Here is a 9,442-nt window from a genome sequence, read left to right on the forward strand (position 1 = left end):
GCGCCAGGACGCATGCTGGGCTACAATAGGTCTCTTCGGTCTCATCCATGAACCTGTTCAGCATACTCATCGCCGACCAGCCGCCCGATGCCCCGCCGCGCCTGCCGCCGGCGGTCGCACGCAACATCGGTTCGTTCAAGGAACACCATCCGGGACTGCCGCATCGCCTGTACGACCAGCCGGCCATCCGCGCCTTCCTGCGCGCGCACATGGAAGCGGACGTGTGCAGGGCCTACGAGGAACTGCTTCCGTATGCATACCGGGCCGACCTGGCGCGCCTGTGCCTGTTGCACGAGTTCGGCGGCGCCTATGCCGACCTGTCCGTGTTCTTCCATGAAGGGCTGCCGCTCGAGTCCGGCAAGCTCGTCGTGTTTCGCGACCGCGCGGTGGATGCCCCGTGGATCGTCAGCAACACGATCATCGCGGCGCCGGCCCGCCTGCCCGCGTTCGAAGCCGCGATCCGCATGATCGTCGCCCATTGCCGCCGGCGCTACCGCGGCGTGTCGTCGCTGTGCCCGACCGGTCCCGTCCTGTTCGGCAAAGCCATCGCGTTGCACTGCGAGCCGGAGCAGATCCACTTGGGCGAGGTGATCAACGTCGCCCAGCGCGAGACAACCGAGACGCTCGCGTTCGTCGACGCGACGAACGGCAGGCTGGTCGCGTACCGCGCCAAGTCCGCAGCCGGCCTGGACGTCCTCGGCATGGACGCGGGCGTCAACAACTACAACGACTTCTACAACGCCCACCTGGTGTACGCCAGCGACTTTCCGGTCATCATCAAAGCGGACTTCCTCGCCGCCCATGGCGCTCCCGGCGGCCGGCTCGAGGGCACGCATTGGCTCCTCGCGCGCGACGGGGGCGACGGCGCGCTCGCCGCCGCCGGCCGGTGTCGCCTGCCGTTCCCGTTCGCGGCCGGCCGCCACCGCGTGCTGCTCGACCTGGCCTGGGCGACGCCCGGCGAGGTCGGCCTGGCCGCCACGGCGCACGGCTCCGGGGCGACGCTGGCCTGCGCGCGCCGGCGCATCGACGAGACCGGCCCGGCCAGCGTGACGCTCGACCTCGATGTCGAAGCGAGCCGCAAGGACATCGTCGTCGCCATCCTCGCCGCGCCCGGCGCCCGCGTCGCGGTGGCCGGGCTGCGCGTCGAGCGGTTGCAAGGAGACATACCGACATGATCAAGTATATTTCCTATGGCGACACGACCGGCTATGGGCTGGCGGGACTCGCCTACCTGCGCGGCCTGGTGAACCTCGGGCTGGACGTCCACTGGCAGCCGATGTTCTGGGGCGCCAACGGCCTGCAGCGCTGGCTGCCGGCCATGCCCCCGCAACTGCTCGAGGTCGTGCGCGCCGCCGGCGCCGACCCCGCGCTGCGCGATCTCGGCCCGCTGCTGCAGCGCACCGCCGCCCCGCGCGACTACCGCATCGTCGTCGCCCACCTGGTGCCGGAATACCTGCCCGCGTGCGTGGAACCCGGCAAGGCGAACTTCGCCTACTGCACCTGGGAATCGGATCGCATACCGGCGCACTGGCCGGCCATCCTGAACCGGTTCGACGGCGTCCTGGTACCGTCGACGTTCAATGCCGAGGTGTTCCGGGCCGGCGGCGTGACCGTTCCGCTGCATGTGGTGCCGCACATCCGCCGCCACGCGCACGACGACGTCGCGCCCGGCCAGCTCGACGACATGCGCCGCCAGCTCGGCATCCCCGCCGGGCACCACGTGTTCTACACGATCGGGGCCTGGATGCTGCGCAAGGACTTGCCGCGCCTCATCGAAGCGTTCGTCGAGGAATTCGACGCCGACGAGCCGGCCGCGCTCTGCATCAAGACCTCGACCCGGCCCGTCCATTTCCCGCTGCCGCACGAAGCCGGCAGGACGTCGCTGCAACTCGTCGAGGCGCAGCTGGCGGCCCTGCGCGCGCGACTCGGGCGGCCCCGCCTGCCGCCCGTCGCGGTGCTGGCCGGCGACGGCATCAGCGGCGCCTGGATCGACCGCCTGCACCGGCTCGGCGACACCTATGTCTCGCTGACGCGGGCCGAAGGCTGGGGCATGGGCGCGTTCGACGCCGCCGCGCTCGGGCGTCCGGTACTCATGACCGGCTGGAGCGGCCACCTGGACTTCCTCGGGCGCGACCACCCCGGCCTGATCGGCGGCACGCTGGCGCCGATCGACTGGCCCGGCACCTCGTACGGCCCCGACCACCACTGGGCCGTCGCCGACGTCGCCGACGCGCGCAGCAAGATGCGCTACCGCTTCGTGCACCGCGGCCAACCCGATCCGCACGCCCGCCTGCTCGGCGAACGGATCGCCAACCTGTACGCCGAGGGGCCGGTGATGCGGCGCTTCCGGCACGCGATCGGAGCATGAGCATGGTGCCGCGCCTGTTTCACTTCGTATTCGGCCTGAAGGAACAGACCGAGCCCTTCCACCTGGCGCATTACCTGTGCCTGGAATCGTGCCGGCGGATCAATCGTCCGGACGCGATCTGGTTTCATTACGCCAACGAACCCCATGGACCGCTGTGGGAACGGATCAAGCCGCACCTGACGCTGCGCCCGGTGGCCCGCACCGCGCTGCCGCTGGCCGCCTATGCCGCCTCGGAAGAAGGCCGCGGCATCGCCGCCGCCGGCTGGAGCTATGCGCACGAGGCCGACTTCATCCGCCTCCAGGTCTTGCGCGAGCATGGCGGCGTGTATGCCGACATCGACACGCTGTTCGTCGCGCCCATGCCCGACCACCTGTACGGCCACGCCTGCGTGCTCGGCGACGAAGGCGCGCTGCCCGACGAACGCGGCATCCTGCGGCCGTCGCTGTGCAATGCGCTGATCCTCGCCGCGCCGGGGGCGCCGTTCGTCGCGCGCTGGCTCGACGCCTCGTACGGCGCGTTCGACGGCAAATGGACCAGCCACTCCTGCCAGCTCGCGAGCCGCCTGTGGGAACGGCATCCGGAACTGGTCCACGTGGTGCCGCGCCAGTACTTCTACCGTCACCCCTGGACGCCGGACGGCATGTGCAACCTGTTCGAGCGGCTCGACCCGGACGTGCGCGACGTCTTCAGTCTGCACTTGTGCAGCCACCTGTGGTGGAGCGCCGAGCGCACCGATTTCACCCGCTTCCACGCCGGCCTGCTGACCGAGGACTACGTGCGCGCCGGCGCCACCACCTACGCCATGCTGGCGCGGCCGTTCCTGCCATGAGCGGCGCCGCCCTGGCCGACTTCCTGCCGCAACCCGGCCGCGGCGTCGACTTCAGGCTGGGGCAGGACGGCGTCCTGGTCCAGCAAGGCCGGCTCGACCTGGTGGCGTTTCCGCAGCGGCCGCTCGTATCGTGCCTGATGGTCACGCGCGGCCGCCTGTTCCCGGCGCGCTTCGCCGTCGACGCCTTCCGCAGCCAGACGTGGCCGGAGCGCGAACTGGTGCTCGTCTGCGACGCGCCGGGCACGCCGATCGAGGCGCATTGCCGCGCGCTCGACGATCCGCGCATCCGCGTGGTGACGCCGGACCGGCCTGCCGGCAGCCTGGGCGAACTGCGCAACCTCTCGCTCAGGGCCGCGCGCGGCGACTGGATCTGCCAGTGGGACGACGACGACCTCTACCACCCGCAGCGGCTCGAACTCGGCATGCTCCTGCTGCAGTCGATGCAGGCCGACGCCATGTTCCTCAGCCGCTGGCTGCTGTGGTCGCCGGGGGCGCGGCGCCTCGGCGTGTCCGGCGCGCGCGAATGGGAAGGGTCGATGCTGGCGCGGCGCGCCGCTGTCCCCGACTATCCCGGGCTGGCGCGCGGCGAGGACACGGAAGTGATGCACGCCATGCTGCGGCGCGGCCGCATCGCGCTGGTGGACGCACCCTGGCTGTACACCTACGTGCAGACCGGCGCGAACACCTGGACGGCCCGGCATTTCGAGGCAATCTGGGAGGCGGCCACGCTGGTGGAAACGGCAGCGCGCTACGACGCCGCGCTGGCCGCCCTCGAGACCCAGGGCCCGTATCGCGCGTACGCGACGGCGGCCGCGCAGCGGCCGGACTAGGCGCCGCGGCTCGAGCCGGCCTTCGGCGCGACGTGGGCCTCGACGCCGTGCGCGCGCATGAATTCGACGCGGCGCGCATGCAGCGCATCGTTCGGGTCGAGCGCGCAACACACGGTCGCCGCCCCGGTGCAGCCGTGTGGCTCGCGACGCAACTGTTCGAACACCAGCCGGTCCTCACCGTCGCCGCTCGCGAACGCCGCGCACGACCACAGGTGCACCACGTGCAGCAGCTCCAGCTTGTCGATCGCCAGCCCGCTCGGGCGCACGAAGCCGCCGAAGGCCTCGGCGTAGATGCCGCGCCCGACGCCCACGCTCTCGAGCCCGTCCACGCAGAGTTCCTGTCCGGTATTGCCGTCCGCGTAGATCGAATACGAGTACGCCCATTTCTTGCCCTCGATCGCTTGCAGGATGCGGGCGCAATGGTCTTCCTTCAGCCAGTCGTCGTCGTCGAGGTAGACGACCACGCGGCTGTCGGCGAGCAGCGTCAGCGCGGAGCGCAGCGAGCCGCCGTAGTACGAGGCGTGCGGTCCGCCGTGGCGCTGCGACGTCGAGTAGCCGAGGTTGATCAGCGTGACCGTCACGTGGGGCGGGCATTCGGGCGCCAGCTCGTCCAGCAGCGCCGCCAGGCGCCCGTCCGGGTCGCAGTCGACGCCCAGCAAGACCTGGATGCGGCCGCCCTGCCCGTCCGCGAGACGTTGGCGGAACACCGAGCGCACCGCGCGCGCCAGCGAGGCGCGGCAGGTGGTGACGATCGCCACGGCGACGGCATGGCGGCTCGGGTTCATAGCGGCCGCAGGGCGAACGGATAGGCGTCCGCGCCGGCGCGCCGGGCAACGCGCAGGCGCACGTCCTCGGCGCCCTGCGCGCCCGGCCGGTGATGGGTCTCGTCGCGCTGCGGGGCGTGGGTCGAGGCCAGCCCGACGTCGTTGAAAAACAGCGGCAGCGTGGCCGTATAGCAGATGGCGCGGCGGTACAGCAGGTGGTCGGCCACCAGCTTGCCGCAGGCATGCACGCCCGTCAGGTCGAGGGCGACGCCGTCCGGGCAGTAGCGCGCCAGCAGGGACTGCATGCCCCGGCGCGACACCACGTAGGCGCCCGCCGAATAACATGCCGGCTCCCATTCGTGCCACAGGATGCCGTGCCGCAGGTACAGCTCGCCCAGCGCCAGCACGACCGGCGCATGGCTCACGTGCAGTTGCAGGATCTCCCAGTCGGGCGGCGCGCTGGCCAGCAGGGCGGCGCCGTCGAACAGGTGGTGCGAGCGGACGTCGTCCTCCAGCACCAGCGCAGCGGCGGCGCCCGCGCGGTACGCGGTGCCGACGGCGCGCAGGTGCGACGCCATGATCGCCAGCTCCGGCAGCGAATTGACGAAGGGTTCGCGCACGCGCACCGGCGGCAGCGTGTCGGGCGTCACGGCGTCGATGCGCGCGTGGACGACGCCGGCGCGGTCCAGGAACGCCTGCGCCAGCGCGCGCCGCTGCGCGTCGGCGGCGCGGTTGATCCAGAAATGCGGTAGTCCTTCGAGCATGCGCAGCAGTCTATCCCAAATGCGCCGCCCGCTGTCAGAACACCGCGCGCACGCCGGCGTTGCCGCCGACCTGGTAATAGCCGCCGCGGCCTTCGCCGGTGACGCCGTAGTACAGGTAAGCGCCCTTCCCGACGTGCAGCGTGCCGCTCACGCCGCCCTGCACGAAGGCGCGGCCCACGCCCGGCGCACCGATGGCGATGCGCTCTCCCGCCAGCCAGGCCGATTGGGTCGGCCGCAGCAGGCCGCCGGCATCGACGCCCGCGCCCAGGTTGACGCGATAGGTCGAGGCCCGCAACGGATCGGCGTTGCGGGACGCCGCCGCCAGGCCCGCCTGCAGGCGGGTGCCGGTCGCGGTGTCGCCGTCCACCGTCAGGGCCGCCGCCGATGCCGGCGTTTCCGCCAGCCCGTCCCGTTCGACCCGCTGCGCGGTCAACCGGGCGAACGGCTCCACCTTGGCGCCCAGGAGTTCGCGCTCGGCGCGCACGCCCACGCCGAGCAGCGCCGCATTGCCGCCGGCATGCGCGCTCAGCCCGGACGCCGTGGCCAACGGATCGGCGCGCCGGCTGTCGGCCTTGTCGCGGCCGACGCTGCCGATGCCGTCGAACGTCAGGCCGTCGACGGTGGTTTCGCCATACACGAATACCTTGTTCTGGCGCAACTTGCCCGTATCGTCGCCGGCCGACACGTCGGTATGCGCGTAGCTGGCGCCGACACCGAGGCGATAATCGGCGCCGCGCAGCACGTCCAGGCCCGCGGTGACCTGCAGGCGATCGGCCTTGAAACCCGAGGCGTCGGCGTCGCCGCTCCACTTGCCGCGGGTGCCCGCGAGGTCGAGCCAGAGCGCGCGCTCGCCATCGTCGGCGGTATGCTTGAGCACGCTGCGCTGCAGGTTCCAGCCGGCCTGCGGCGCCGCGGCGGCCAGGCTGCCGTGCACTTCGCCGGACAGCCCGCGCAGCAGGCCGCCGAGCCGGTCCGCGGTCGCGGAACCGACCTGGTACAGCAGCAGGTCCTGCCGTTCGCCGGCGCGGCCCGACTGGTCGAGGTCGACGATCCGGTCGAGCGCGCCCGCCACCGCGCGGCTGTTCGCGTTGCCGCCACGGCTCCAGTCCGCGTACGACGCCGGCAGCACCTTCAACTCGATGCTGTTGTTGCCGCCGACGTTGTAGAACGCGGCCATGCGGGTACCGTCCATGCCGTCCGGCTGCGCCAGCGTGTCGAAGCGTCCGGCGATGCCGCCGTCGGCGGTCACGATGCGGAAGCTCTGGCCCAGTTCGGGCTTGAGCGGCGCCGAACCATAGCCCGCCTCGTCGGCCGAATACAGGTTCTTCAGCGTCGGCGCCAGCGTGGCGCCCGGTTCGATCGTGAAGCGCTTGCCGCCGACGACGTGCAGGTAGGAGTAATACCCGGACGCGCCGACCGGCGACGTGGGCGTGGCTTGCGCGGTGCCGCCGATGTCTTCCTTGTACGTGCTGCCGGCGGCCATCGTGATATTCGAATCGGCCGTCAGCATGCCCGGCGAATTGCCCGGCGAGAGCGTGCCCTGCACCAGCAGGTCGCCCTTGACGGTGCCGCTGCCGCCCAGCGTGGCGCCGTGCGCCACCGTCACTCGACTGTTGAAGAGGCCGTTCGCGAGCAGCTTGCCTTCCAGGACGCAGGTGGCGTCGATATTGGCGTTGCCGGTGACGTTCAGCGTGCCCTGGCCGGTCTTGGTGAAGCAGCCGTCGCCCGCGCCGGTCGACAGCAGGTCGCCCGCCAGCGTGGTCGTGGTATTGGCCTCGGTGTTGATGTTGGTCGAGCGGCCCATGCGGATGTCCTGGCCGGTCGCGATATCGACGGTCGCGTAGATCGTGCCGGCGTTGAACGTCATCACGCTGCCCCATCCGAGGCCGTAGGCGTTCGTCACCTTCACCAGCCCGTCGTTGATGGTCAGGCCGCCGGTCCATCCATCGCCCGGCGCGTTGGCGCTGCCCTGGCCGCCGCCGTTGTCGCCGCCGAGCACCAGCGTGCCCTGGCCTTCCTTGACCAGCCGGCCGTCGCCGCCGATGTTGCCGTTCAGCGTGACGACGCTGTCGGCGCCCTCGGCGTCGAGCACCCCGTTGCGCGTCGTGATCGTGAAGGCGCGGTCCGACGTCATGCTGCCGGTGGTCTGCAACGTGCCGCCGTCGAGGACAAGCCGGTTGCCGGCGGCGCCCAGGTTGGCGTCGCTGTCGATGCGCAGGACGCCGTCGCGCGACACGGCCGTATCGCCGGTATAGGTGTTGGCCGCGTGCAGCGCCACCGTTCCATGCTCCACCTGCAGGCCGCCGTTGGCGAGCACGCCGCGCAGGATCAGCGTACCGGTGCCCTGCTTGACCAGCGTGCCGCTGCCGCCGACCGTACCGTTCTCGGTGGTCACGGTGCCGGCGTCGACATCGACCGTACCCCGGCCCGTCAGCGCCAGGCCGCGCGCGTGCGTCAGGTCGGCGCCGGTCTGCCAGGTACCGTTGTCGAGCTCGAGTGCGGCGCTACCCTTGCCGAGGTTGGCGTCGGCGTAGGTCCGCAGCGTGCCGCCGCTGACCACGGTCTTGCCGGTATAGCCGTTGACGCCGTCGAGCGTGAGCGTGCCGCCCGTGACCTTCAGGCTGCCGCTGCCGGCAATATTGCCGCCGAAGCGGCCGTCGGCGGCGGTGACGGTCAGGTCGTTCGCGCCCAGCAGGACGCTGCCCGAGCCGCTCAGGCCCTTGATCGCCACGCCGTGGGCCGCGCCCGAGACGTCGAACACGCCATCGTCGCGCACCGCGCTGCCGGCAATGCTGCCGGCGCCGGACAGCGCCAGCGCCGCCCCGCCGGCGATCGAGGTCGTGCCGGTGTATTCGTTGACGCCGCCGAGCGCCATGCTGCCGCCGTCGACGGACAGGCCGCCCGCGCCCACGATGGTGCCGGCAAACAGGCCGGCCGCCCGGCTCAGCGCCAGCGTCTGCGCGCCCAGATAAATGGTGCCCGCACCCGAGACGGTGCTGACCGTGGCCCCGTGGTCGGTGCCGCTGATGTCGAACCTGCCGTCCACGTTCACGCCGCTCGAGCTGGCGACGCTGCCCTGCCCGCTCAGCGCCAGCGTGGCGCCGCCGCCGATGTAGGTGGCGCCGCGGTAGGTATTGTTCCCGGCCAGGGTCGCCGTGCCGCCCGTGAGGTTCAGGGCGCCGTCGCCGGCGATCGTGCCGGCGAAGACGTCGCGGGCGGCGGTCAGCGTGAGCGTCTGGCTGCCGAGCTGGACCAGGCCACCGCCGGCGAGCGACTGGATGGTCGCGCCGGCGTCAGCCACATTCAGCGTGCCGTCCGTCACGACCCGGCTCGATGCGGCGATCAAGCCGTTGCCCGCCAGCGTCAGCGTGGCGCCCGTCCCGATCGAGGTCGCGCCGGTGTAGGCCTGCGTGGTCGTCAGCGCCTGGCTGCCGCCGGCGATGGCGATACCGCCCGAGCCGCTGATGCGGCCGTTGAAGGCGCCGGCGGCATCGGTCAGCGTCAGGGTCTGGCCGCCCAGCAGCACGGCGCCGGAGCCGCCGAGGCTCTGGACCGCCGCGCCGCCCGTGCTGGCCGATACGTCCAGCGTGCCATCGGTCTGCACGCGGCTGTTGCCGATGCTGCCGTTGCCGGCCAGGGCCAATGTCGCGCCTTGCGATACGGCCGTGGCGCCGGTGTGCGTATTCACGCCCGTCAGGGTTTCGGTGCCGGCCGCGATCGCCAGGCCGCCCGAGCCGTGGATACTGCCGGCGAACGTATCGCCGGCATGGGTCAGCGTCAGAGTCTGGCCGCCCAGCAGCACGGCACCCGAGCCGCCGAGGCTCTGGACCGCCGCGCCGCCCGTGCTGGCCGATACGTCCAGCGTGCCATCGGTCTGCACGCGGCT

Annotated in this window: 7 protein-coding genes; 4 read left to right on the top strand and 3 right to left on the bottom strand. The window is 71.8% G+C overall.

The window, feature by feature from the left end; genetic code table 11:
• Nucleotides 1–47: 47 nt before the first annotated feature.
• The 4 genes from QPK29_RS24665 to QPK29_RS24680 are packed head-to-tail and all read left to right on the top strand — an operon-like array spanning nt 48 to nt 4,028.
• Nucleotides 48–1,175, top strand: coding sequence for a glycosyltransferase family 32 protein (locus tag QPK29_RS24665; RefSeq protein WP_371768520.1), 1,128 nt, complete (start codon nt 48–50; stop codon nt 1,173–1,175).
• Nucleotides 1,172–2,368: a glycosyltransferase family protein gene (locus QPK29_RS24670; protein WP_371768521.1), complete on the top strand. Its 1,197-nt coding sequence runs from the start codon at nt 1,172–1,174 to the stop codon at nt 2,366–2,368. Before QPK29_RS24665 ends, QPK29_RS24670 begins: the two co-directional genes overlap by 4 nt.
• 2 nt (nt 2,369–2,370) lie before the next feature.
• Complete coding sequence (locus QPK29_RS24675; protein ID WP_400189850.1) at nt 2,371–3,198, top strand: glycosyltransferase; 828 nt, start codon at nt 2,371–2,373, stop codon at nt 3,196–3,198.
• Nucleotides 3,195–4,028: a glycosyltransferase family 2 protein gene (locus QPK29_RS24680; protein WP_056126222.1), complete on the top strand. Its 834-nt coding sequence runs from the start codon at nt 3,195–3,197 to the stop codon at nt 4,026–4,028. The genes QPK29_RS24675 and QPK29_RS24680 overlap by 4 nt, the downstream gene beginning before the upstream one ends.
• Here the strand turns inward: QPK29_RS24680 and QPK29_RS24685 are convergent.
• The 3 genes from QPK29_RS24685 to QPK29_RS24695 all read right to left on the bottom strand — a co-directional run.
• Nucleotides 4,025–4,813, bottom strand: a complete 789-nt coding sequence (locus QPK29_RS24685; RefSeq protein WP_371768523.1) for a hypothetical protein — start codon at nt 4,811–4,813, stop codon at nt 4,025–4,027. The genes QPK29_RS24680 and QPK29_RS24685 overlap by 4 nt on opposite strands.
• Nucleotides 4,810–5,556 (bottom strand): hypothetical protein, encoded by a 747-nt coding sequence (locus QPK29_RS24690; RefSeq protein WP_371768524.1) that lies wholly within the window; start codon nt 5,554–5,556, stop codon nt 4,810–4,812. Before QPK29_RS24690 ends, QPK29_RS24685 begins: the two co-directional genes overlap by 4 nt.
• Before the next feature lie 34 nt (nt 5,557–5,590).
• Nucleotides 5,591–9,442 (bottom strand): autotransporter domain-containing protein (locus QPK29_RS24695; RefSeq protein ID WP_400189851.1); only part of this gene is annotated, 3,852 nt, incomplete at its 5' end.

The sequence above is a fragment of the Massilia orientalis genome (assembly GCF_030411975.2).
In the GTDB taxonomy this organism is placed as follows: domain Bacteria; phylum Pseudomonadota; class Gammaproteobacteria; order Burkholderiales; family Burkholderiaceae_D; genus Telluria; species Telluria orientalis.

Bases quoted from the DNA above. Each gene is read 5' to 3' on its own strand.
- QPK29_RS24665 (WP_371768520.1), top strand. From the start codon at position 48: ATGAACCTGTTCAGCATACTCATCGCCGACCAGCCGCCCGATGCCCCG.
- QPK29_RS24670 (WP_371768521.1), top strand. From the start codon at position 1,172: ATGATCAAGTATATTTCCTATGGCGACACGACCGGCTATGGGCTGGCG.
- QPK29_RS24675 (WP_400189850.1), top strand. From the start codon at position 2,371: ATGGTGCCGCGCCTGTTTCACTTCGTATTCGGCCTGAAGGAACAGACC.
- QPK29_RS24680 (WP_056126222.1), top strand. From the start codon at position 3,195: ATGAGCGGCGCCGCCCTGGCCGACTTCCTGCCGCAACCCGGCCGCGGC.
- QPK29_RS24685 (WP_371768523.1), bottom strand. From the start codon at position 4,813: ATGAACCCGAGCCGCCATGCCGTCGCCGTGGCGATCGTCACCACCTGC.
- QPK29_RS24690 (WP_371768524.1), bottom strand. From the start codon at position 5,556: ATGCTCGAAGGACTACCGCATTTCTGGATCAACCGCGCCGCCGACGCG.